Source organism: Achromobacter sp. RT286_PF (genome assembly GCF_059760425.1).
Genome location: NZ_JCBAMR010000007.1, coordinates 109,523 through 132,196, shown reverse-complemented (window position 1 = coordinate 132,196; position 22,674 = coordinate 109,523). Strand labels below are relative to the sequence as shown.

The following is a 22,674-nucleotide window of genomic DNA, read 5'->3' as shown; positions in this document are numbered from 1 at the left end:
TCAGGTCGGCTGCTGGACGACAATAGACGGGAATTTTCCGGCCATATCACGCGGTAGCGCGGCCACCCCGGCGGCCAGCTTGCGGGCAATGGCACGATAAAGCCCGGCAGCTTCGCTACCGGCATCCGACACCACGGTGGGCTTGCCGGCGTCCGTTTGTTCGCGGATGGCAAGCGTCAGCGGCAGGCTGCCCAGCCAGGGCGTTTGATACTGCTCGGCCATGCGCTGGCCGCCGCCTTCACCAAAAATGTGTTCGGCATGACCGCACTGCGAGCAGATGTGAATGGCCATGTTTTCGACCACGCCCAGAATCGGCACTTCAACCTTCTGGAACATGCGCAAGCCCTTGCGGGCGTCCAGCAGCGCAATGTCCTGCGGCGTGGTCACGATGACGGCGCCCACCACCGGCACCTTCTGCGCCAGCGTCAACGCCACATCGCCCGTGCCGGGAGGCATGTCGACGATCAGGTAATCCAGGTCGCGCCAATTGGTCTGGCGCAGCAACTGTTCCAGCGCCTGCGTCACCATCGGGCCGCGCCAGATGGCGGGGGAATCGGCGTCGATCAGGAAGCCGATGGAATTGGCCTGCAAGCCGTGGCCCGTCAGGGGTTCCATGCTTTTGTTGTCCAGGCTTTCCGGGCGGCCGGAAATGCCCAGCATCGTGGGCACGCTGGGGCCATAGATGTCGGCGTCCAGCACGCCGACCTTGGCGCCCTCGGCCGACAAGGCCAGCGCCAGGTTCACGGCGGTGGTGCTCTTGCCCACGCCGCCCTTGCCCGACGCAACGGCAATGATGTTGCGCACGTTGGGCAGCGGCTTCAAGCCCTTCTGCACCGCGTGGGCCGCAACCTTCCAGGTGATGTTGATGCGGGCGTCGGGAACGCCGGCCTGGGCCAGCGCCGCGGCCGCCACGGCGGCCACCTGTTCCCGCACGCCGTCGGCGGGATAACCCAATTCCAGGGTGACGGCCACGCGGCCGCCTGTCAGGTCGATGTCACGATCTTTTACAGAAACGCCCAGGTCCAAACCCGTGTTGGGGTCGCGCGCCGCGCGCAAAGCGGCGCGGATGTTTTCTATCGTTATACTCATGTCACTATGGTTCCGTAGGCAGCGCGGCTTCTGCGGGCCGCCATCCCCTAAAGGATAGCGGATACGCGGGAACCTTTCGCTGCGTTTTGCATCCGACCTTCATGACCAACACACTTATCCGCTTCTTCCGTGCCGTCCTTTTCGCCGCCCTGGCCTTGATCGGTATGGCGATGGCGCTGGTCTTCATGCTGTCCACGGCGCTTGCCGTGGCGATCCTTTACGTGGTCGCCAAGGTGCGCGGCAAACCTTTCGGCGTCCGCGCCTACTGGAGCCAGCGCCAAGGCGCCCGACCGGGACCCTTCCAGACCGCCACCGCCCCCTTCGCCACGCAACCGCGCGGCGATGTGATCGACGTCGAAGCTCGCGAAGTCCGCTAACGTCGGCATGACGTAAACGCTTGCGCCGCGTGCGGCGCAAGCTTGCCGTTGCCTTTGCCGTCGCCCGGTACGACCGCCCGGCCTGCCCGCGCCGGGTACCGCCACCGACTGCCGGCCGCCACCCATTCCAACCCGCCCGAATCGCGCCCGCGCGATCGGCGGGTTGCGTCGTTATCGGGCCGCGCCGGGGCAAGTCCACGCCATTGTCCTAAAATGGCCCGCCAAACCCTTTTTCCCTCCCCCTCTGTCGACAACCATGTCTCGCACCCTATTTGTCACCACAGCGCTGCCCTACGCCAACGGATCCTTCCACATCGGCCACATCATGGAATACATCCAGGCTGATATCTGGGTGCGTTCGATGCGAATGGCGGGCCACACGGTGCATTTCGTGGGTGCCGACGACGCGCACGGCGCGCCGATCATGTTGAAGGCCGAAAAAGAGGGCATCACGCCGCAGGCGCTGGTGGCCCGCTATGCCGCTGAACGCCCGCAGTACCTGAACGGCTTCCACATCCGTTTCGACCACTGGCATTCCACCGATTCGGCGGAAAACGTCGCGCTGTCGCATGACATCTACCGCGCGCTGCGCGAGCAGAACCTGATCGAAACGCGCTCCATCGAACAGTTCTACGACCCGGTCAAGGGCATGTTCCTGGCCGACCGCTACATCAAGGGCGAATGCCCCAAGTGCCACGCCAAGGACCAATACGGCGATTCCTGCGAAGTGTGCGGCGCCGTGTACGCGCCCACCGAACTCATCAACCCGTATTCGGCGCTGACCGGCGCGACGCCGGTGCTGAAATCGTCCGACCACTTTTTCTTCAAGTTGTCCGATCCCCGCTGCGTGGAATTCCTGCAGCAATGGACCACCGGGTCCAACGCCAACGGGGGCAAGCACTTGCAGCCGGAAATGCTGGCCAAGACGCGTGAATGGCTGGGCGCCGAAGACGGCGAGGCCAAGCTGGGCGACTGGGACATCTCGCGCGATGCCCCCTACTTCGGCATTGAAATCCCCGACGCGCCGGGCAAGTACTTCTACGTGTGGCTGGACGCACCGGTGGGCTATCTGGCGTCGCTGAAGTCGTACTGCGCGGTCAAGGGCCTGGACTTCGACGCCCTGCTCGCCCCCAACGGCACCACCGAACAAGTGCACTTCATTGGCAAGGACATCGTGTATTTCCACGCGCTGTTCTGGCCCGCCATGCTGAAATTCGCCGGGCGCAAGACGCCGGACGCGGTCAATGTGCACGGTTTCATCACCGTCAGCGGTGAAAAAATGTCCAAGAGCCGCGGCACCGGCATTTCGCCGCTGCGCTATTTGGAACTGGGCATGAACGCGGAATGGATGCGCTATTACATCGCCGCCAAGCTGAACGCCCGCGTCGAGGACGTGGACTTCAACCCCGAAGATTTCATCGCGCGCGTCAATAGCGACCTGGTCGGCAAATACGTCAACATCGCCAGCCGCGCCGCCAGCTTCATCACCAAGCACTTTGACGGCGTGCTGGGCTATTCCGGCGACACCGCCGCGCTGTCGGCCGAATATGCCGAACAGGCCGAGTCGATCCGCGCCGCTTTCGAGGCACGCGAATACAACCGCGCCATTCGCGAGATCATGGCTTACGCCGACCGCATCAACCAGGCGTTCGACACCGCGCAGCCGTGGGTGCTGGCCAAGGGCCTGGCCACCGCCGACGACGCGCAAAAGGCCGCGTTGCAAGACATCTGCTCGCGTTCGCTGGCCGGCTTCAAGGCGTTGTCAGTGATGCTGGCGCCGGTGCTGCCGTCGCTGGCCGAGCGCGTCGCGCTGGAATTGTTCGGTGCCCAAGCGCCGTTCACCTGGGCCGATGCCGCCGTGCTGCCGCAGCGCGTGGCACCGTTCAAGCACCTGATGCAACGCGTGGACCCCCAGATGCTGGAAGACCTGTTCGAACCGCCCGCCGCCCCCGTCGTTGTGCCCGGCGGCGAGCCCGTTGCCGAAACCATTTCCATCGACGATTTCGCCCGCGTGGATCTGCGCATTGCGCAGATCGTCAACTGCGAACACGTCGAAGGCTCGACCAAGCTGCTGCGCCTGACGCTGGACGTGGGCGAAGGCCGCCACCGCAACGTGTTCTCGGGCATCAAGTCGGCCTACAAGCCCGAAGACCTGATCGGCAAGCTGACCGTCATGGTGGCCAACCTGGCGCCGCGCAAGATGAAGTTTGGCGTGTCCGAAGGCATGGTGCTGGCCGCCAGCCACGCGGACGAAGCCGTGGACGCCGGCATCTATGTGCTGGAGCCCTTCCCCGGCGCCAAGCCCGGCATGCGCGTGCGTTGATCGGCGCATCCGTCTGACGCAAAAAAGCCCGCCGGTAATGGCGGGCTTTTCTTTGGCAGACGGCCCGGGCCAGGGCTACGGCTGGGTGGGCGCCAGCTCCGGGTCCAGCGAATGGCGTTCGTCGAAGACGAAGCATTTGCCGTCATACCCCACGCCGCCGGTTTCCTCGAAATACTTCAGGATGCCGCCGTCCAGCTGATACACGTTGGGAATGCCCGCCTCGTTCATGTAAATGGCGGCTTTTTCGCAGCGGATGCCGCCCGTGCAGAAGCTGACCACCGTCTTGCCTTCCAGTTCGGCGCGGTGCGCCTGTACGGCGGCCGGAAACTGCGTGAAGCGTTCGATGCGCCAATCGATGGCGTTCTTGAACGTGCCTTCATCGACTTCAAAGGCGTTGCGCGTGTCCAGCATGACGACAGGGCGGCCGGCATCGTCGGCGCCCTGCTCAAGCCAGCGCGCCAGCGTCTTGGCGTCCACCCCCGGCGCACGGCCCGCTTCAGGGCGGATGGTGGGGTGGTCCATGCGAATGATTTCGCGCTTGATCTTGACCAGCAGCTTGCGAAACGGCACGCCTTCGCTATGGCTGAATTTCACTTCCAGGTCTGCAAAGCGCGCATCGGCGCGCAGCGTTTGCAGGAAGGTGTCGATGCCCTGGGCGGAACCCGCCAGGAACAGGTTGATGCCTTCTTCGGCCAGCAGGATGGTGCCCTTGAGCCCGCAGTCGCCAGCCACGGTCAACAGGTGGGCGCGCAGGTCGGGCAGGAGATCCAGCGAAACGAATTTGTAGGCGGCGATATTGACGACGGCAGTCATGGCAAAGCAATGCAAAGCGGTGGGCGAAGCCCGTAATAGTAAACGCTGGGCGGATCGCCCCGCAGGCGCGAGCGCCGGGCAGGCCACGCCGCCCAGCGCCCGGCTTGATCCGTATCAACGGCTGACGATTTCCTGCTCGATCACCGCGTCCAACACCCAGCGCACAGTTGAAGCGCCCGGCGGCGGGTTCGGGTCGGTCACTTCAACCACGCGCAGCCGGTAACGGATGCCCGGCTGAAACTGAAAGCCCGTGATGTCGCCATACCAGTACTGCCACGGCTGCGAGGCGCTGTCGCGCACCTGATAGCACAGCGCGCGACCGGCGCCCCCGTTGCAGGGCACGCGCTCGGCATTCACATAGACCAGCTTGGTCGGCCCGGCTTGCCCGCCCGCCACCGGGTCCACGCGGCGCCCAAAGTCCAGCGTATCGCCGCTGGCAAGCACCCACGTCATGCGCTGCGGGTTGTTGGTGTTGTCCAGCGACGTCGCGGTGATGCGCGTCAGCCCGGCCAGGAAGTCCTGCTCAAGCTGCATGTTCTGCGGCGCGCACGCCATCATCGTGGCGACCGGATTCGCTTGCACGACCAGTTGGCCGTTAGCCACGGTATAGGGCGCGTTGTATTGGTTGCAACCCGCAAAGCCCGATACCCGCGGCGCACCTTGCACATGGACGAAGCTGACAGTCAGGGGACGCGAATTGGACGAGGGATGCGGAATCGTCCGCAAGCCGCCGCCCGGCAAGGTCCAGCGCGCCAGGTCCCAGCTGGTCTGGGCCAGGATGTCGGAGGCGGACGCGGGTTGGAAGCGGCGGTCTTGCCCATCGGCGGCGCGATGGGACGGGCCGGCGCAGGCGGCCAGGGCAACGGCTAGCGCGCATGGCGCCAGGCAGCGCAGGGTAGCGGTAAAGGGCATGGGCGGTCTCCGCACGTAAACACGTCAGCACGTCAGCACGTCAGCACGTCAGCAAGTCGGACCGCGCCACGGCGCGATGCCGGGCGCGGAAAGGCGACATTATCGCGCTGCCAAGGGCTTACGGCGTGGGCGGGTCCTGACGGCGTTCAAATTCCAGCACGTCGCCGCCGCGCAAGTTGAACGTCAGGTGCCGGGGGGCGCCACCGCTGTCCAACGTGAAGGTGTCGATGGCGGTCAGGCCGCGCAGGTAGTCGGCTTCAAGCTTGGCGCGTTCGGGCGGCACACAAGCCATGCGCGTGGTGGCCGGGGCGTCGATAAACAACTTGCCACTTTGCAGCTTGTACGACCCCATATAGCGGTTGCAGCCGGAAAAGCCGTTGACGCGGTACTGCTTGCCTTGCGCCAGGAAGGTCAGCTGCACGGGCTCGCCATTGTCACCGTGGGGGATGTCGCGCTGGGCGCCGCCCGTCTGGGTCCAGCGCACCAGTTCCCAACTTGTCTGGGCCAGGGAATCTGCACTGGTGGCGGCATTGGCCGCGGCGGCGCCTTGCGGGCGCGCGCCTCCGGTGGACCCCGCGCAACCCGCCAATGCCAGGGTCAGCAGGCTCAGGCACAGCAGCCGGCAACGCGAAGACAGAGGGGTAGGCATGAATAGGTCTCCTAAAGGTTTCATAGCCCCGACTGTAACCGGCACAGGCCTGTAACGTCCTGCTCTCTAAACCCTACAGCCGTATCCAAAAGCAGCACGATGGCTCGATTCCATCACGCCGAAGATGCAGGGTGCTGCATCGAATGCCGCATGGCGGCGCCTGTGTCCGACGCGCAGAATCAGTGCAGACCACGCATCTGGCCACCCTGGCAGCACAGGGCAAACAAGCCGATCGCAACGTAACGAACGACGCATGCGTCGGCCGCTTTTGGCCGGCCATAAAAAGATTACCGGGAGACACGGCGATGGGCTTCTTGAGAACTCTACTGGCGCTATCAGTGGTGCTGGACCACCTGGGCGGCGGCTACGCCGATCACCTTGTCGGCGGGCGGCTGGCGGTGCAACTGTTTTATGTGATTTCGGGCTTTCTGATTTCATATGTGCTGACCGCCACGGACAACTACCAGGGCGCCACAGGCAAGTTCTACGCCAATCGTTTCCTGCGCCTGTTCCCCATCTATCTAACGGTGGCGGGCCTGACCCTGCTGGCGCATGTTTTAAGCGGCGGCGCGTTCTTCCGCTTCTATGCAGCCCTGCCCTTCTCGGCCGATCTTTTCCTGGTGCTGTCCAACCTGTTCATCTTCGGACAGGACTGGTTGATGTTCTTCGGCATTGAACATTCGGCGCTGGCATTCACGGGCAGCTTCGCCAATAGCGAAGTGCCGCTCTACCAGGGACTGCTGGTGCCGCAGGCCTGGACGCTCGGTGTCGAAATGAGCTTCTACCTGGTCGCGCCTTTTGTATTGGGATCGCCGCGCAGATTGTTGGCCCTGCTGGCCGCATCGTTGGCGCTGCGCGGCGTCTTGATCGTGACCGGCGTCGGCGTGACGGATCCGTGGACCTATCGGTTCTTTCCCACCGAACTGGCGTTGTTCCTGATCGGTTCGCTATCGCACCAGGTACTGCTGCCGCGTTTCAAGGCCTGGACGCGCCGGTTTCACCGGCTGCCTGAAGCCGGCACCGTGGCGCTGTTCATCTACACGTTGCTGCACTTTTCCATCGGCATCAATCCGACGGTGCGTGATGGGTTGGCGGTGCTGCTGTTTGCCGCGCTGTTGCCGCTGGCATTCCTGTTTCAGTCGCGCCATCGCCTGGACAAGGCCATCGGAGAACTCAGCTACCCGATCTATATCTGTCATTCGCTGGTGATCCTGTTCTTCAGCTGGTTGCTCAACGACGTTGAAATGCACCAGCCCATGTTGTTCTCGGCCTTGGTGATCGCGGGTTGCATCGGGTTTTCGGCGCTATTGAACGGCTTGGTGGCGGACCCCGTGGAACGCTTGCGCAGCCGCCTGCGCCGCAAGCCGCAGCCGGGCGAATTCATGCCCGCGCCGGACCCGCATCGCCGGCCGCAAAGCGCGGTGCCGCCCAGCCCGGCTCAACCCATGGGGCCTATTCGCCGCGTGCCTTGATGTAGGCGGCAAGCACGAGTTCGATCTGCCGCTTTTCCTGCGAGCTCAAGCGTGAATAGGTGGCGTAGGACACCGATTCGAAGGGCCACGCCGGTGGGGCCGGCAGGTCGCCGGGATTGGCGTTGGCCACGGTCGGCTCGGCATAGCCGGAGCTAAGCATCGGCCCTTCTCCGGTACTGAGCCACATCGGGCTGACCCGCAGAGCGCGGGTCAATTTGATCAGCGCATCGCTGGAGGGCTGCTGGCGCTGCCCGCTTTCGTAGTTGCCGATAGCGCTTTGCGACAGGTTGCTTGCGACCGCCAAGTCCTTTTGAGTCCATCCCTGAAGCATTCTTGCGTTGCGCAGACGATGGCTAAACGTGTCCAATCGATCAACCTGAGACATTAATATGAAATTATTTATTTGATTAAAACATCTCAACACTGGCGCCAAATAAACGGATTGCACCCCAATTTCAGGGTTAATCCGTAAATCGCAATATTCGCGTGCTTGCGTGTCGCGTGAGCCGCGGCGGCACGGCTTTATCGAACCGGTCACACCTGCGAAAACCCAAGCCGGCCAGCCACTTACCCTAATAATCCGGCGCGCGCGGAAAGGGTAGTCGCACCGGGGTGCAACCCGCAAGCCCGACGTTAAAGCCGCCCGGGTTTATGAGCAATACCGTATGCAAAATAGAAAATAATGTATCGGTAATACTTAATAACCCGCAGAGGCAAGGGTGCAAAGTCCGAGGCGGCGCAGTGCTTTCCGTTACCGTTCCCTCACGCCACGGTTACCATCGGAAACTACAGAAACGTATCTTCACAAAAAAACACGCCCGTGTTTAAATGAAACACGGGCGTGACTTCAAGGCGGCATAGTCCCCGCCGCCGGTGGCCAGCATCAGACAGGAAGCCGGCCGAAGCCCGTGCCCACATTCAAAAAAACACCGCCAGACGGTCTCGTCATGGCGCGACGCTCCGTGCCGCGCCGGCTCATTGGAAGCATCAATGAATAACACGCTGGATGTCATTTTCCTTGGCAATGACGATGCCAAGCACGCCAGGCTTGTGGATGCCTTGTCTCATCTGGGTTTCTGCGTACGCCGTTGCCATGACCTGATCGACGTCTACGACCGCTATTCCCGCCGCCCCAGTCCGCTGGTCGTGCTGGACGCGCCGCTTTCCGATATCCACAACGCCGCCGTACGCTTGCGCGCGGTTGACCGGGGCCTGGGCATTGTCGCCATCGCCGCCTTTGCCGACGCCGAAAGCCGGATCCGCACGCTGCTGTGCGGTGCGGACGCCTGCCTGCCTCCCGACGTGACGGGGCTGGAATTGGCCGCGGCGTTGCAGGCGCTGGTGCGCCGTGCGGTGGGGCTTGACGGCATGGAAGCCTCGGCGGACACGCACGCCGAAGAACCGGCCCAGGAAACCTGGCGCCTGGCCAACAAGGGGTGGACACTGATCAGCCCCGCCGGCCGCACACTGGGGCTGACCACTGGCGAACGCGATTTTCTGTCGCGGCTGGTGACGGCGCCAGACCGCAAGATCAGCCGTGACGCGTTCTACGCCGACGGGGCCGACGATGCAGACAGCGGCATCACGCGCCGGCGCTTCGTCGACGTCATGATCAGCCGCTTGCGGCGCAAGGCCACGGCCAACCAGATGACATTGCCGATCCGGGCTGTGCACGGCTGGGGCTATATGTTCGCGGCGGATATCGCGCTGGACCCGGACTATCGAGCTTCAGGGGAGGACAGCCGGCAGGACGGGCTGGAAGAATGGGGCCGCGAAACCGAAGACGCCGGCGCGGCAAACTGATCTGGGCGCAAAGCCCATGGCGCGTTCAAATTGAACGGGCGAAAAAAACGCGGCGCTGCCCCCGAGAGGTAAGACGCCGCGCTAAAACAACACGTGAACCCGGAGTCATCAGCCGGCACTGATGCCTTCTACCTGGATCACGCGATTCCAACATTCGTGCCTCATACTGCTCACGCACGGTCCGACCGTGAACTTCTGCGCGGTCTCTAGTCCGCGCACAAGCTGCAACGTGATCAACGCCTGGGTGCTGGCCGGCCCCGACTACTGGCTGACTTCCACCCGTATCAGCGGTTTTCCACTTGGATAGCCGCGTGATGAACGAAGTTTATGACTTGGCACCCGAATCCAGTAATTCTTTGTTGATAGCCTTCTATACCTATTTGATATAGCAGAGCCCTTTGAGTCATCGTCCTAAAATGCGGACTAAAGGACAGGTCCAATGCCGCTAACCTCTGTGTCGCTGATGCGCCTGCACAAGAAAGTGCTGGCGGTGTTTCCCCCCAACTGGTGCCTGGCCATCCTGGTTGCGCTGGACGGCTACGCATTCATGCACCCCGTGTTGCGCGAAGTGCGCGCGCGCGAATATTCGTTCTGGCTGGCGCTGGACAATTGGCATGAAGTGATGCGCGTGGTGGGCCTGTTGGAAATCCCGCGCCTGGTGCTGGGTGTGGGGCTACAGGTGATTGCCATCGGCCTGATCTTGAAGGCGCGCATCGCCTGGGCGTTCTCGCTGGTGCTGCTGATCGGCATCGGCACCTTCGCGATTCTTGGCGATAGCGGCCGCGCGGGGCTGGGCATCTACACGATGGTGCTGGTGATTGCGCTGGTGGTGTATTGGCGCCGCTTTGACCGCGCAAGCGTGACGGCGGGTTCGCTGTTCGCGCTGGTCAGCGTGATGTCCCTGTTGATCTACGCCGTCTTCGGCACCCTCTACCTGGGCGAAGAATTCAACCCGCCGGTCAAGGACGCGGGCACCGCGTTCTACTTTTCCATCGTGTCGATGTCGACCGTGGGCTATGGCGACATCACGCCGCACAGCACCACCGCCAGGCTGTTTACCGCGTCGATTATCATCCTGGGCATTACCGTGTTCGCCACGTCCATCAGCGCCATCGCCGGCCCGGTGATCGGCGGCAACTTGAAACGGCTGGTCAAAGGCAAGTTTTCAACCGCCATGAGAAAAAACCACATCATCATCGCGGGCGCGACGCCGCTGGCGCTTAGCGTCTACGCCGGATTGCGCCGGCGCGGCGACGAGGTCACGGTAATCGTGCCGCCCGGCATGCCGCACGAATACCCCGCCGCCACCGATTTGATCGAAGGCGACCCGTCCAGCGTAGACGTGTTGCACAACGCCGGCGTGACGCGTGCGCGCTATGTGCTGGCGCTGCGCGACGACGACGCCGAAAACGCGTTCATCGTGCTGGCCGCCAAAGAGGCCACGGCGCAGGGTGGCGCCAAGACGGTGGCGCTGGTCAACACCAGCAAGCATCTGGAAAAGATCCGGCGCGTGCATCCGGACCTGGTGTTCTCGGTGCAACTGCTGGGCGCCGAGTTGCTGGCGCGTGCCATCAATGGCGAACCGATGGACGGCCAGGCCATCACCGACTTGTTCTTCGCCAAGGCCGAACCGCAGGCCAAGGCGTCCTGATCGCTACGCCGCCGTCGCGCCCGGCGGTGTAGCTTGCGCCAGCGCGCCCGTCGTCGTGCCACCCGACGATGGCGGCACCGCGCCTGGCGGCGAGTGCTTTGCGTACCAGGGGATGAATTCGGCCGACGGCATCGGCCGCGCAAACAAATAGCCCTGGATGAACGCCACGCCGCGCGCCGTCAGGTAGTCAAACTGAACCTGCGTTTCAACGCCCTCGGCCACCACCGCCAGATTCAGCCGGTGCGACAACGTGATGATCACGTCCAGCACCGGCGCCTCTTCACCGGTCGGCAAAATGGACTGCACAAAGCCCTTGTCGATCTTCAGGTAGTCCACCGGGAACTTCTGCAGGTACGACAGCGAACAATGCCCCGTGCCGAAATCGTCGATCGCCACACGCACGCCCGCCGCCCGCAACGCCTCGATGTTGCGGCGCGCCTGGCCGCTGTCCTGAATCAGGCTGCGCTCGGTAATTTCCAGCACCAGCAGCGGCCGCCGCGCGGCCACGTTGGCCAGAAACGCCTGCATGTCGGGCACCAGCAGGTTGCTGGACAGATGCTCGGGCGCGATGTTCACGCCGATGTGAAAGTCAGGCGGCGTGCGCCACGTTTGCAAATCGCGTTCGATCAGCCGCAGCAGGTGCTGGGTCAAGGCAATGATCATGCCCTCGGCTTCGGCGGCCGCAATGAAGATGTCCGGCCGCACGAACCCCACGCCGGGCCGGTTCCATCGCATCAGCGCTTCCACGCCTTCGCACTGCCCGGTCAGCTGTCCATACACCGGTTGGTAATGCACCTGGAATTCATTGGCCAGCATGGCGCGGCGCAACTGCTCTTTGAATGACAGGCGGTTCAGTTGCAGGCGATACGCCGCAAACGCCAGGCCCGCGCCAATCAACAAGGTGGCGGGCAGGTAGCTCAGCAACAGCTGCTTCCAGGCGTGCATCATGCTTGCCGTGGGCGCCCTCACGTTGATCGCCAACGCGACCCGCCCGTTGTTGCGCGTGATTTCGTCGTACACAGGCTGGATGCCGGCGTCGTCGTCGCTCCAGGAATCGCTGTGTATGGGCGCGCCCTTGCCCACAATCAGTTCAATGCGATAGTCGCCCAAGGTGCCCACGGCGTTCAGCAGGTCCAGCACGTAGCGGCCGTCCAGCGCGACGGCGCCGCTAAAGCCCGGGGCGCCCGGCTTGCCTAGCAGAATTGCCGGGCGGTCCGGCGCCAGCGGCGTGCCCGCCACCGAAAACAGCCAGCGGTCGGGCGTGCCGTCGATGGGCCATTTGCGGAAATCGCCCAATTCGGAATCGACTTCGCCGACGATCGAAGAACAATAAATGTGGCGATCGTTGGCCAGCACCAAGGCGCGGAAATACGGGTTGAGCGTGCCCCAGCGACGCAGTTGCGGCAGCACCTGGGCACAGGGCTGCGGCGTCAGCTCGGCCACCTGATCCAGCACCGGCCACGCCTGCGCAAGCATGTTCTCGATTTGCACGCGCACGATCTGCGCGGCGGCTTCGGCTTCGGTCCTTTGCTGCTTTTTGGCGTGGATCCAGGTCCCCGCCAGGCACAGCAGCGCGGGTAGCACCAACGCCAGCGCCACCGGCAGGTACCGCCAGGACGGCACGCGAACCGTTATTCCCGATGTGGCCACAACTGCCTCGCTGAATAGTCCGTGCAGCCCAAGTGCCGCTTCGACGCATGACACACCATGGCCGAGGTAACGTCAAGTTACTTTGCAGGCACAAAAGCGCGGCGCGCACGGGCTGGCATTGCGGGGGGACGCTGGGCTATTGTTGACCCACGCCGTGCGCTAGGCGCAGCCGCCCTGACCCAGACGGCTTCCAGGACTGATTCGTTGCCCCTTACCACTACGACAAGGACGGATGATGAAGAAACCTACTGCCTCCATGCCCCAGGGAATTGCCGGCGCCAACGCCGCCTATTACCAACGACTGACCCAACTTGCCCAGGAAAGCCAGCAGCGCTGGATGGAACTGGGCCGCCGGCTGGCCGACCAACACACAAACAACACGCTGTCCACGCTAAGCCCGCTGCAACACACCGGCGACTGGCAATCCATTGCACCCGCGCTGGGCGAGATGACGCGCAAGCAATGGCAGGCGCAATTGGAAGCCAGCCAGGCCATCACCCACGCCGCGCTGCAAGAGCAGGCCGCGTTGACGGCCGGGCTGGGCGAAGCCATGAGCGGCTGGTTCAAGCTGGCCACCGGCGGCGGCATCACGCCCGCGCCCTTCCCCATGACGCAGATCTGGACGGCGATGTCGGACCAGATGGCCGCCGCGTGCGCCGCCATGCGCGATGCCAACCAGCCCGGAGATCGCCATGACGGATAAACGCACCGCGCTGGTGACGGGTGGCTCGGGCGGCCTGGGCCGCGCCATCGCGCTGGCGCTGCACGATGCCGGCCACGACGTGATCGCCACCTACCACTCGAACGAAGGCGCCGCGCACGCCTGGGCCGAAGAAGAAGCCTCGCGCGGACGCCGCTTCGCGCTGTACTCCGTGGACGTGGGCGACTACGCGTCATGCCAGACGCTGATGCGCCGGCTGGACCACGACGGGCGCGTTATCGACATCCTGGTCAACAACGCCGGCATCACGCGCGATGCGCGCCTGCGAAAAATGAGCTTGGAATACTGGAACGAGGTCATGCACAGCAACCTGGATTCCATGTTCCACATGACCCAGCCGCTATGTGGCGGCATGGCGGACCGCGGATGGGGCCGCATCGTGAACATTTCGTCCGTCAACGGCAGCAAGGGCGCGTTTGGCCAGACGAACTACGCGGCGTCCAAGGCGGGCATCCACGGCTTCACCAAGGCGCTGGCGCTGGAGCTGGCCGGCAAGGGCGTCACCGTCAACACCGTGTCGCCCGGCTACCTGGACACGCGCATGGTGCAGGCGGTGCCCGAAGATGTGCTGAAGGAAAAGATCCTGCCGCAGATACCGGTCGGCCGCCTGGGCCAACCCGAGGAAGTGGCGGCGCTGGTGGCGTTTCTGTGCGGCCCACACGCAGGATTCATGACCGGGGCCAACGTCGCCATCAACGGCGGCCAGCATATGTACTGAAGTACTGACCGTAGTACTGAAGCCCTGACCGTAACGCCGCCACGCTGGCCGGGACGGCCCTCGTTCCTCACGCAACAGCATCGCGCCCGCCGACGGCTCCGTTGGCGGGCGCGATGCGTTGCGGCATATCGACACGCGGTGCAACCCGGTGGGTAAAACGGTGTTTGAAACAACAGGTAACGGGTTAACCCCATATTGTTGAGACGCGAGCCGCCTCGTATATTTGCATCCACTTGAGCAGGATTGGATGCAATTTTCGTTTTTGGTATCCACATCTGCCCTCGTTTCGCGCCTTGGGTAATGCCCAGGGCCACCACACACCGCCGGCCCTTCGCGCATCAGACGCGAACCCGGCACGCTTCGAGGGGAAACCACCATGCAATTGTTCGTCCGCCCGTTGCTGGGCGCCACCTGCCTGATGTTGTCGCTGGCCGGCGCCGGCGCCCACGCACAGGAAACCGTAAAGATGGGCGCCGTGCTGTCGTTGACCGGCGCCAACGCCACTGTGGGCGAGGACGTGCGCCGCGCCGTGGACCTGGCCGTGGAAAAGGTCAACGCCGACGGCGGCGTGATGGGCAAGAAATTTGCCGTGGTGGTCGAGGATTCGGGCGGCAACCCCACCACTGCGTTGAACGCCGCGCGCAAGCTGGTCAGCGTCGACAAGGTGCCGGTCGTCATCGGCGAATACTCGTCGGGCATTTCCATTCCGCTGGGCCAGTACCTGGTCAAGGAAGGCGTGACGCACATCAACATCGCCAGCACCAGCGTGAAGATCCGCGACCTGGGCGCCACGTCGTTCAACCTGATCGGCCTGGAAGACAAGGGCAACCGCTTTTCCGCCAAGGACACCTGGGATCAGGGCTACCGCAACGTGGCCATCATTGCGCCCAACAACGCCTACGGCCAAGGCGTGGCGCACGGCTACAAGGAAGAGTTCGAAAAGCTGGGCGGCAAGATCGTGACCGAAGTGCTGTACACCGCCGGCCAGTCCACCTACCGCCGCGAATTGCAGCAGATGTCGCGCAGCAACCCGGACGCCTACATCTACACCGCCTACGGCCAGGAATCGGCCGTGATCAACCGCGAGGCCTTTGAACTGGGCCTGCGCAAGACGCCGTGGTACGGCATCTTGCTGAGCATGTGCCTGAGCGACACGCCGGCCGACATCGCGCAAGGCCAGATCGGCATGGAAGTGGGATCGGTGCTGGGCCCCAAGGGCCGCGAATACGCCGAAGCCTTCAAGGCCCGCTACAAGGACGGCTTCAAGACGTCCTACACCGGCTACGCCTATGACGCGGTGCTGTTGACGGCCGCCGCCATGAACCTGGCCAAGTCCACCGCCCCCGCCGACGTGCAGGCCGCCCTGACCCAACTGGGCCAGAAGGGCTATGAAGGCGTCACCGGCTTCATCAAGTTCGACAGCGACCGCCAGCGCGTGGACCCGCCCTACGCCAAGCTCAAATCCGACCAAGGCAAGATCGTCGCACGTTGATGGGCCCGGGCCGGCGGCTGCCACGCAGCCCCGGCCTTGTCTTCAGGCGTTTTCTTTTTTGCTGTCTTACGAGTCAACAAGATGATCCAGATTCTCGTCGACACGCTGCTACGCTGCTCGGACCTGGCGCTGATCGCGCTGGGCCTGAGCATGGTGTATGGGCTGGTCAAATTTCCAAACATCGCGCACGTGCAATACGCCATGCTGGGCGCCTACGCGACCTATGCGTGCAGCGTGCTCGGCCTGCCCCTGCCCCTGGCGCTACCGGCCGCAAGCCTGCTGACCGGGGCGCTGGCGCTGGTGTTTCACCTGCTGGTGTTTCGTCGGTTGCTGCGCGCGGGTCCAGCCATCACCATGATCGGTTCGCTGGCGCTGTCCATGTTGCTGATCGCTTTTTGCCAGGGCGTCGCGGGTTCGTTCCCGCTGATGTTCAAGCTGCCGCTGGCCACGCCAATACGCCTGGGTGACGCCAGCGTCACCGTTATGCAGATTGCCGCCGTATCCACCACGGCGGTACTGCTTGCGGCCTTTGCGCTGCTGCTTTTCACGACGCGCACCGGTCGCGCCATGCGCGCGCTGTCCTGCAACCCTGCCCTGGCCGACGCCAGCGGGTTGAACGCCTCGCGCATTACCTGCCAGGTGGCGTTCGCCAGCGGCGCGCTGGCAGGTCTGGGTGGCGGGCTGTTGGCCCTGTCCACGGGCGCGCACATCAACCTGGGCTCGGATCTGTTGTTGCCGGTGTTCGCCGCCGCCATCCTGGGCGGCCTGGGCAACCCACTGGGCGCGGTCGCTGGCGCATTCCTGATCGCCTTCACCGAAACGCTGGTGACTAACCTGAACTTCGGCTGGCTCTACAACAAGCCGGTGGCCTTCCTGCCGGTGGCGTACATCAGCGCGGCATCGTTCCTGATCCTGTTGCTGGCGCTGCTGTTCAAGCCCTACGGCCTGTTCGATCGCGAGGTGCGCCGTGTTTGATTTCCTGATTTCATCGCTGACCTTCGGCGCGATCTTTGCCTTGATGGCGCTGGGCCTGAACCTGCAAGCCGGCTTGGCGGGCTTGCTGAATTTTGGCCACATCGCGTTCGCGGGCATCGGCGCATACGGCACCGGCATCGCCGTGCATATCGGCTGGCACCCGGGCCTGGGCGCCGCTGCCGGCGTTGCGGTGGCCATGGCGCTGGGCTGGTGCGTTGCACGCTTGGGCAAGCAGCTGGCCGCCGATTATTGGGGCATAGCCACCCTGGCCATCGCCGAGATCATCCGCACCGTCGCCACCAACGAACTGTGGCTGACCAATGGCGCGCAAGGCATCAGCGGTATCCCCGCGTTGTTCGGCGGCCTGGACGGCAAGAGCGGCGCGCTGGCATTCCTGGGCCTGGTGCTGGTGTTGGCGGCCGCCGCCGCCGTGCTGTTGCGCCGTCTGGCCTACAGCCGCTTCGGGCGCGCGCTGCGCGTGATGCGCGAAGAACCCAAGCTGGCGGCCTGCATGGGCTATGACCTGATGCGGCTGAAATCGCGGGCGGTAATGGCCGGCGCGGCAGTGACTGCGCTGGCGGGCTCGCTGTACGCGCACTACATGAGCTTTGTCGGCCCCGATTATCTGCTTGCCTCCGAGACATTCCTGTTGTGGACCATGCTGATGATCGGCGGCATCGGCAACGTATCGGGCGTACTGCTGGGCGTGGTGCTGGTGCAGACCGCCTACACGCTGGTGCCCTTCGCCAAGGACGCGTTCGGCTTCGGCTCCGACGTGGCCGGCGCGCTGCGGTTGGGCTTGATCGGCTTCATTTTGTTGGGATGCCTGTTGTGGCGCAGCGAAGGGCTGCTGCCGGAAAAGATGAGGAAGATGCCATGACCACCCCTTATGCATTGCAAGTCGATTCGGTGGCCAAGGCGTTTGGCGGCAATCGCGTGCTGGAGAAGGTCGGCTTTTCGATCCGACCAGGCGAAATCGTCGGCCTGCTCGGCCCGAACGGATCGGGCAAAAGCACCTTGCTGAACACCATCACCGGCTTTGAATCCATCGACGCCGGCACCGTGCGGTTCGAAGGCCGGCGCATCGACTCCTTGAACGCGCACCGCATCGTGCAGGCCGGCATCGCGCGCACCTTCCAGTTGCCGTCGATGCCACGCAAGATGTCCGTGGCCGAGGTCGCCATGGCGGCTTCGACCGAACATCACGGCGTGTGGGAAAACCTGTTCGGCTCGCGCGCGGCGGGGCTGGCCGAGACACGCGCACGGGCGCGTGCCGGCGCGTTGATGGACCAATTGCTGCTGACGCCGGTGCGCGATTTGTCGGCAGCGGCGATCTCGGGCGGGCAAAAGAAATTGCTGGGCATCGTCTGCGCGCTGATGGCGCAGCCGCGCATGCTGATGCTGGACGAGCCCACGGCCGGCGTGCACCCAAACCTGCGCAGCGACATTGTCCGTGCGTTGCAGCGCCTGAATGATGCAGGTATGACGATTGTGATTGTTGAGCACGACATGCATTTCATCCGCGAAGTCTGCCATCGCTGCATCGTGCTGGACCGTGGCCACATCGTGGCCGATTGCCGGCCGGATGAACTGGCGTCCAATGAACGGGTGTTGCAGGCGTATCTGGGCGGCGCGGCGGCCAAGCCCGCCGGCGGCGCCACGGCCACGCCGGTACTGCGCATGGGAGCTGCCTGATGAGCGAAAAAATGATCGACGTGCAAAACGTTGTTGCCGGCTACACCCGCGACGTGGACATTCTGCGCGGCTTGTCGCTGCATGCAGGCCAATCTGAAATCGTGACGCTGCTGGGACCCAACGGTTGCGGCAAATCGACCTTGCTGAAAACCATCGCCGGCTACCTCAAGCCGCGCGAAGGCCAGGTCATGCTGAAAGGCAAAGACATCTCGCGCTTTCCCGTGCACGAGAAAATTCTGCGTCACGGCCTGGGCTTCGTACCGCAAACCGAGAACGTGTTCACGGCGTTGTCGGTGCGCGAAAACCTGCTGGTGGGCGGCAATGCGCTGGACAAGGCGCAGTGCCTGGCGCGCGTGCGCACCTTGTGCGAACACTACCCCGTGCTGCAACGCAAGCTGGATGCGCCCGCCGCGTCGTTATCCGGCGGCGAACGGCAAATTTTGGCGCTGGCGCGCGCGCTGATGCCTTCGCCGGGCCTGTTGCTGCTGGACGAGCCATCGGCCGGGCTGTCACCCAAGACGCTGGGCGAAGTGTTCGAAGCCATCCAGCGCATCCGCGCCAAGGAAGGCGTGACGATACTGATGGTGGAGCAAAACGCCATGGAAGCGCTGCGCATTTCCGACCGCGCGTACGTGCTGTCGATGGGCACGGTGGCCATCACCGGGCAGGCCGAGGCGTTGATGAACGACGCAAAGGTGCGCGAACTGTACCTGGGCGGCCGCGCGGCGTAGGCCCGTTCAGCCGTCTTCGCGCATGCGGTGCATGGCGACCAGGTTTTTCTTGGTTTCGATGATGTGCGCTTCCACCAGGCGCGCGGCCAACGCGCCGTCCTGCGCACGACAGGCTTCCAGGATGCGGTAGTGATCCGCCTGCGGCCCTTCCTTGCCGGTCGCCTGCGACATCATCTCGTGCGTGTAGCGGTCCGTGTTCAGGCCGTATTCCTCGATCAGCCGACGCAGCCGCGTGTTGTTTGCCGGCGCGCAAAGCGCCAGGTGAAAACGGCGGTTCAGCTCGGCCCATTCCGACACCGAATCGGCCTCGTCGTAGGCCTTCAGGATGGCTTCCAAGGCGTCCAGGTCAGCCCGCGCCATGTTGGGCACGGCCGCGCGCACCGCGTAGCCTTCCAGCGCGATGCGGATGTCCAGCAGCTCACAGATCTGGTCCACGTCCATGCGGATGACGACCGCGCCCCGGTTCAGGTGATACGCCACCAGCCCTTCGGTTTCCAGCTGGCGCAACGCTTCGCGCACCGGAATGCGGCTGGCCTGAAAGCGCGTGGCCAGGGCGTCCTGCTTTAGCGGCGTGCCCGCGGGCAAGGCGCCCGTCAGGATCTCATAGCGCAACTGGTCGCGGATGCGGTGCGGCAAGGCCTGGGCTTTACTGGACGTGCCCTTCGTTTTGGTGATGCTCATGACTCTCGGGTATCTATGGGGCGAAGGACGGCGGCCTGCGGCAAACGTCGATGAAAGTGGATCCAACGGCGGGCTCCCATCGTAGCCGAACGAACCGGGATCGGGAACCGCCGCCGTCCACGCAGGGCATGGCAAGTGTCTGCGCCGTTTTTCAGGGACACCATCATGACGCGGGCCTGATCCGGGTACAGCGCCAGAGCCGGTGCCCCGCCTGGCTTTACGCGTCCGTCCGCCCAAACTGATCCGCTTTTTTATTCCATTTCTGAATCTGTACTGCATCGCGCTGCGGATCTACCGTTCGACAGGTAGGACACCCGTTTATCAGGAAGACCGCTATGCATGGCGACGCGCTATTGCTTGCCCGAATACAGTTTGGGTTCACCATTTCATTTCACATCGTTTTTCCCGCCATCACGATCGGCCTGGCCAGCTATCTGGCGGTGCTGGAAGGCTTCTGGCTGCGCACGGGCAAAACCGTCTATCGCGACCTGTATCACTTCTGGACCAAGATCTTTGCCGTCAACTTCGGCATGGGCGTGGTGTCCGGCCTGGTGATGGCGTACCAGTTCGGCACCAACTGGAGTTTTTTCTCGGACTTCGCAGGCAGCGTGACGGGGCCGCTGCTGGCGTACGAAGTGCTGACCGCCTTTTTCCTGGAAGCCGGCTTCCTGGGCGTGATGCTGTTCGGCTGGACGCGCGTCGGCCCGGGCCTGCACTTTTTCTCGACCATCATGGTGGCGCTGGGCACGCTGGTGTCGGCGACCTGGATTTTGGCGTCAAACAGCTGGATGCAGACGCCGGCCGGCTACGAGATCCTGGACGGGCGCGTCGTGCCCATCGACTGGCTGGCAGTGATCTTCAACCCCTCGTTTCCGTATCGCCTGGCGCACATGGGCATCGCCGCCTTCCTGGCCACCGCGTTGATGGTGGGCGCGTCCGGCGCGTGGCACTTGCTGCGCGGCGACCGCAGCCCCGCCGTGAAGAAGATGTTCGCCATGGCCATGGGCATGCTGCTGCTGGTGGCGCCGCTGCAAGCGGTGGTGGGCGACTTTCATGGCCTCAATACCCTGAAGCACCAACCCGCGAAGATCGCCGCCATTGAAGGTCATTGGGACAACGAACCCGGCGTGGGCGTGCCGCTGACGCTGTTCGGCATTCCCGACATGGCGCGCGAAGAAACGCGCTTTGCGCTGAACGTGCCGCGCTTGGGCAGCCTGATCCTGACGCATAGCTGGGACGGCCAGTTCCCGGGGCTGAAGTCCTATCCGCCCGAAGACCGCCCTAATGCCACCGTGGTGTTCTGGTCGTTTCGCATCATGGCCGGGCTGGGCATGCTGATGATTCTGCTGGCCGGCTGGGCGCTGTGGACGCGCTGGCGCGGGCGGCTGTACGAGTCGCGCGCGCTGCAACGCTTTGCGCTGTGGATGGGGCCGTCCGGCATTGTCGCCATGCTGGCCGGCTGGTACGTCACCGAGATAGGCCGTCAACCCTGGATCGTCTACGGCGTGATGCGTACGGCCGAGGCGGCCACGCCGCATGGCGTTGGCGAACTGACGTTGACACTGGCCCTGTTCGTGGCGGTCTACCTGCTGGTGTTCGGCGCGGGCGTGTCGTACATGCTGCGCCTGATTCGCATGGGCCCCAGCCCCGCGCCCGGCCACGCGCCACTGTCGGGTGGCCCGGGTGAAGCGCGCCAGCCGTCACGCCCGCTGTCCGCCGCGTCCACGCTGGCGGGGGTGGAACCCGCGCCGCACAACCGTTCTGGAGTCTGACGCCATGGGCATCGACCTTGCATTGATATGGGCCGTCATCATTCTGTTCGGCGTGATGATGTACGTGGTGATGGACGGCTTCGACCTGGGCATCGGCATTCTGTTTCCGCTGATCCGCAACCGCGATGAACGCGACGTCATGGTCAACACCGTGGCTCCCGTGTGGGACGGCAACGAGACCTGGCTGGTGCTGGGCGGGGCGGGGCTGATGGCGGCGTTTCCGTTGGCGTATGCGGTGATCCTCAGCGCGCTGCACCTGCCGCTGGTGTTCATGCTGCTGGGCCTGGTGTTTCGCGGCGTGGCGTTCGAATTCCGCTTCAAGGCCGACGAACATCATCGCCGTTATTGGGACCTGGCCTTTGTCTTTGGCTCGGTCACCGCCACGTTCTTCCAGGGCGTGACGCTGGGCGCCTACATTGAAGGTATTACGGTGGTGGGGCGCGCCTTTCACGGCGGCGCGTGGGACTGGATCAGCCCGTTCTCGCTGTTCACCGGCGTGGGGCTGGTGGTGGGTTATGCCTTGCTGGGCTGCACCTGGCTGATCATGAAAACCGAAGGCCGGCTGCATCGCCACATGTGCGATATCGCCCGGCCGCTGACGTTGACGCTGCTGGCCGTGATCACGGTGCTTAGCGTGTGGACGCCGCTGGCGCAGCCGCAGATTGCGCAGCGCTGGTTCAGCCTGCCCAATATGTTCTGGTTTTTTCCGGTGCCGGTGCTGGTGGCCGCCGCCGGCTTCGAGCTGATCCGGCGCGTGCGCGCCACGCCCGCCGCCGGGCCGTTCATGCTGTCGCTGGCCCTGGTGTTCCTGGCCTACACGGGCCTGGGCATCAGCATCTGGCCCGCCATCATTCCGCCTGACGTCTCCATCTGGACGGCCTCCGCGCCGCCGCAAAGCCAGGGCTTCGCGCTGGTCGGCGCGCTGCTGATCATTCCGATTATCCTGGCCTACACGGCGTGGTCGTACTACGTGTTTCGCGGCAAGGTTCGCACCGGCGAGGAGTTCCATTGATGCGTGTCTGGACAACATCTGCTTGGCCGCGCCGCCTGCTGTGGCTTGCGCTGCTGTGGGCCGCCAGCGTCGCCACCTTGGGCGTGGCGGCCTACGCGCTGCGGCTTCTGATGCGCGCCATCGGCATGTCGACATGAC

General features: G+C 64.0%; 22 protein-coding genes. 15 read left to right on the top strand and 7 right to left on the bottom strand.

What is annotated here, in order from left to right:
* Nucleotides 1–1,089, bottom strand: coding sequence for an iron-sulfur cluster carrier protein ApbC (apbC, locus tag AC6LJY_RS08815; RefSeq protein WP_120157003.1), 1,089 nt, complete (start codon nucleotides 1,087–1,089; stop codon nucleotides 1–3).
* 101 nt (nucleotides 1,090–1,190) lie between these two features.
* On the opposite strand from apbC, the gene AC6LJY_RS08810 reads away from it, so the two are divergent.
* On the top strand, nucleotides 1,191–1,466 hold the full coding sequence (locus AC6LJY_RS08810; RefSeq protein WP_006221752.1) for a hypothetical protein: 276 nt from the start codon (nucleotides 1,191–1,193) through the stop codon (nucleotides 1,464–1,466).
* A 202-nt stretch (nucleotides 1,467–1,668) separates the two neighbouring features.
* On the top strand, nucleotides 1,669–3,789 hold the full coding sequence (gene metG, locus AC6LJY_RS08805; protein WP_498135783.1) for a methionine--tRNA ligase: 2,121 nt from the start codon (nucleotides 1,669–1,671) through the stop codon (nucleotides 3,787–3,789).
* 75 nt (nucleotides 3,790–3,864) lie between these two features.
* Here the strand turns inward: metG and AC6LJY_RS08800 are convergent, their stop codons facing one another.
* The 3 genes from AC6LJY_RS08800 to AC6LJY_RS08790 all read right to left on the bottom strand — a co-directional run bounded on the left by AC6LJY_RS08800 (nucleotide 3,865) and on the right by AC6LJY_RS08790 (nucleotide 6,163).
* On the bottom strand, nucleotides 3,865–4,602 hold the full coding sequence (locus AC6LJY_RS08800) for a sulfurtransferase (RefSeq protein WP_498135763.1): 738 nt from the start codon (nucleotides 4,600–4,602) through the stop codon (nucleotides 3,865–3,867).
* Nucleotides 4,603–4,716: 114 nt separating this feature from the next.
* Entirely contained in the window at nucleotides 4,717–5,514 is a 798-nt protein-coding gene (locus tag AC6LJY_RS08795; protein ID WP_498135762.1) for a DUF4377 domain-containing protein, read from the bottom strand.
* A gap of 118 nt (nucleotides 5,515–5,632) precedes the next feature.
* Entirely contained in the window at nucleotides 5,633–6,163 is a 531-nt protein-coding gene (locus AC6LJY_RS08790; RefSeq protein WP_046805114.1) for an META domain-containing protein, read from the bottom strand.
* A gap of 305 nt (nucleotides 6,164–6,468) precedes the next feature.
* Here AC6LJY_RS08790 and AC6LJY_RS08785 point away from each other — a divergent pair, with 305 nt between their 5' ends.
* Nucleotides 6,469–7,635 (top strand): acyltransferase family protein, encoded by a 1,167-nt coding sequence (locus AC6LJY_RS08785; protein WP_319308422.1) that lies wholly within the window; start codon nucleotides 6,469–6,471, stop codon nucleotides 7,633–7,635.
* Here the strand turns inward: AC6LJY_RS08785 and AC6LJY_RS08780 are convergent.
* On the bottom strand, nucleotides 7,616–8,020 hold the full coding sequence (locus AC6LJY_RS08780; protein ID WP_319308433.1) for a helix-turn-helix domain-containing protein: 405 nt from the start codon (nucleotides 8,018–8,020) through the stop codon (nucleotides 7,616–7,618). The genes AC6LJY_RS08785 and AC6LJY_RS08780 overlap by 20 nt on opposite strands.
* Nucleotides 8,021–8,625: 605 nt before the next feature.
* Between AC6LJY_RS08780 and AC6LJY_RS08775 the strand changes: the two genes are divergently transcribed.
* Together AC6LJY_RS08775 and kch are read left to right on the top strand one after the other, a co-directional pair.
* Nucleotides 8,626–9,438 (top strand): winged helix-turn-helix domain-containing protein, encoded by an 813-nt coding sequence (locus AC6LJY_RS08775; RefSeq protein ID WP_120157006.1) that lies wholly within the window; start codon nucleotides 8,626–8,628, stop codon nucleotides 9,436–9,438.
* A gap of 439 nt (nucleotides 9,439–9,877) precedes the next feature.
* Complete coding sequence (kch, locus tag AC6LJY_RS08770) at nucleotides 9,878–11,089, top strand: voltage-gated potassium channel protein (RefSeq protein WP_046805117.1); 1,212 nt, start codon at nucleotides 9,878–9,880, stop codon at nucleotides 11,087–11,089.
* A gap of 3 nt (nucleotides 11,090–11,092) precedes the next feature.
* Here the strand turns inward: kch and AC6LJY_RS08765 are convergent, their stop codons facing one another.
* Entirely contained in the window at nucleotides 11,093–12,712 is a 1,620-nt protein-coding gene (locus AC6LJY_RS08765) for an EAL domain-containing protein (RefSeq protein ID WP_485803142.1), read from the bottom strand.
* Between the two features lie 262 nt (nucleotides 12,713–12,974).
* Here AC6LJY_RS08765 and AC6LJY_RS08760 point away from each other — a divergent pair, with 262 nt between their 5' ends.
* The 7 genes from AC6LJY_RS08760 to AC6LJY_RS08730 all read left to right on the top strand — a co-directional run bounded on the left by AC6LJY_RS08760 (nucleotide 12,975) and on the right by AC6LJY_RS08730 (nucleotide 19,071).
* Nucleotides 12,975–13,442 (top strand): hypothetical protein, encoded by a 468-nt coding sequence (locus AC6LJY_RS08760; protein WP_046805145.1) that lies wholly within the window; start codon nucleotides 12,975–12,977, stop codon nucleotides 13,440–13,442.
* Entirely contained in the window at nucleotides 13,432–14,178 is a 747-nt protein-coding gene (gene phbB / locus AC6LJY_RS08755; RefSeq protein ID WP_485859053.1) for an acetoacetyl-CoA reductase, read from the top strand. Before AC6LJY_RS08760 ends, phbB begins: the two co-directional genes overlap by 11 nt.
* A gap of 376 nt (nucleotides 14,179–14,554) precedes the next feature.
* On the top strand, nucleotides 14,555–15,670 hold the full coding sequence (locus tag AC6LJY_RS08750; protein WP_046805119.1) for an ABC transporter substrate-binding protein: 1,116 nt from the start codon (nucleotides 14,555–14,557) through the stop codon (nucleotides 15,668–15,670).
* 81 nt (nucleotides 15,671–15,751) lie between these two features.
* On the top strand, nucleotides 15,752–16,645 hold the full coding sequence (locus AC6LJY_RS08745) for a branched-chain amino acid ABC transporter permease (protein ID WP_498135761.1): 894 nt from the start codon (nucleotides 15,752–15,754) through the stop codon (nucleotides 16,643–16,645).
* Nucleotides 16,638–17,525 (top strand): branched-chain amino acid ABC transporter permease, encoded by an 888-nt coding sequence (locus tag AC6LJY_RS08740; RefSeq protein WP_498135760.1) that lies wholly within the window; start codon nucleotides 16,638–16,640, stop codon nucleotides 17,523–17,525. Before AC6LJY_RS08745 ends, AC6LJY_RS08740 begins: the two co-directional genes overlap by 8 nt.
* Entirely contained in the window at nucleotides 17,522–18,340 is an 819-nt protein-coding gene (locus AC6LJY_RS08735) for an ABC transporter ATP-binding protein (protein WP_314355537.1), read from the top strand. Before AC6LJY_RS08740 ends, AC6LJY_RS08735 begins: the two co-directional genes overlap by 4 nt.
* Before the next feature lie 11 nt (nucleotides 18,341–18,351).
* Nucleotides 18,352–19,071, top strand: a complete 720-nt coding sequence (locus AC6LJY_RS08730; protein WP_046805146.1) for an ABC transporter ATP-binding protein — start codon at nucleotides 18,352–18,354, stop codon at nucleotides 19,069–19,071.
* Nucleotides 19,072–19,077: 6 nt separating this feature from the next.
* On the opposite strand, the gene AC6LJY_RS08725 is transcribed toward AC6LJY_RS08730, so the two are convergent.
* A complete protein-coding gene (locus AC6LJY_RS08725) occupies nucleotides 19,078–19,752 on the bottom strand; it encodes a GntR family transcriptional regulator (RefSeq protein WP_498135759.1) in 675 nt (224 codons plus the stop codon).
* A 335-nt stretch (nucleotides 19,753–20,087) separates the two neighbouring features.
* Here AC6LJY_RS08725 and AC6LJY_RS08720 point away from each other — a divergent pair, with 335 nt between their 5' ends.
* Genes AC6LJY_RS08720 through AC6LJY_RS08710 form a run of 3 tightly spaced genes read left to right on the top strand, consistent with a single transcriptional unit; the run spans nucleotide 20,088 to nucleotide 22,673 of the window.
* Nucleotides 20,088–21,524 (top strand): cytochrome ubiquinol oxidase subunit I, encoded by a 1,437-nt coding sequence (locus AC6LJY_RS08720; RefSeq protein ID WP_498135758.1) that lies wholly within the window; start codon nucleotides 20,088–20,090, stop codon nucleotides 21,522–21,524.
* 4 nt (nucleotides 21,525–21,528) lie between these two features.
* Nucleotides 21,529–22,536 (top strand): cytochrome d ubiquinol oxidase subunit II, encoded by a 1,008-nt coding sequence (cydB, locus tag AC6LJY_RS08715; protein WP_498135757.1) that lies wholly within the window; start codon nucleotides 21,529–21,531, stop codon nucleotides 22,534–22,536.
* The gene (locus AC6LJY_RS08710) at nucleotides 22,536–22,673 is read left to right on the top strand and encodes a DUF2474 family protein (protein WP_082134497.1); all 138 of its coding nucleotides are present in this window, start codon (nucleotides 22,536–22,538) and stop codon (nucleotides 22,671–22,673) included. Before cydB ends, AC6LJY_RS08710 begins: the two co-directional genes overlap by 1 nt.
* Nucleotide 22,674 lies beyond the last annotated feature (1 nt).